This is a genomic window from Parabacteroides sp. AF27-14, from assembly GCF_003635425.1.
In the GTDB taxonomy this organism is placed as follows: Bacteria; Bacteroidota; Bacteroidia; order Bacteroidales; family Tannerellaceae; genus Parabacteroides; species Parabacteroides distasonis.
Map to the genome: position 1 here is coordinate 1 of NZ_QTLZ01000070.1, position 855 is coordinate 855.

General features: G+C 51.7%; 1 protein-coding gene. It reads left to right on the plus strand.

Features of this window, described 5'->3' with window-relative positions:
- Positions 1 to 633 (plus strand): IS3 family transposase (locus tag DWY79_RS22435; protein WP_122370521.1); only part of this gene is annotated, 633 nt, incomplete at its 5' end.
- Between the last annotated feature and the right edge of the window lie 222 nt (positions 634 to 855).

Here is an 855-nt window from a genome sequence, read left to right on the forward strand (position 1 = left end):
GGCCGGGACTGGTTCTACGGGCTGATGCACGAGTCACACCTGATGCTGAAGCCCGGGAAGCGCCGTCACACGACAAGCTCCAACCATCCTTACAGGAAGTACAAGAACATGATCAAGGGATTGACCGTCAACAGGATCAACCAATTGTGGGTGGCCGACATCACCTATATCGACACCGATGAGGGCGTGGCCTACCTGCATCTCCTGACGGACGCGTTCACGCATGAGATCATAGGCTGGGTCCTTTCCGACAGCCTAGTCGCCTCCAATACCGTGACGGCTCTGGACATGGGTATCTCGCACGTGTCACCCCTAGGGTTCGATGGACTGATCCACCACTCCGACCGCGGCGTTCAATATTGTTGTAATCAATATATTGATCGTCTACAGGCCATTAAAGCCACGATCAGCATGACGGAGGACTACAAGCCTACCGACAACGCGATCGCCGAGCGGGTCAACGGCATCATCAAGCAGGAATGGCTCTACAGGATGAAACGCCCCCCGGACGTGGTGGTCGCAAGGGATTTGTTGGCGAGGATCATAGACTTCTACAACAATAGGAGACCGCATAGGAGCAACAGGGACATGCTCCCACCTGTCAGGTTCCGAGAAGCTCTGACTTGTATGTGATCGCTCAATGGAGGCTTTGCGCCTCCAGCCGCGAGGCTTCCTCCGCAGTGGTTTTTTCATGGTTGTTTTGCATGGAAAAAGAAAAACGGTATTTTTGCCGCTGTGAACCGGTTCAGGAAACAACTTTCAACCCTGTGAAGTTTTTCAGGAGAAGCTTCTCTAAGATGTGAAGTACCTTAGAAAATAACAGTAAAATCTGTGAAGTAAATTTAGGCATAGTCA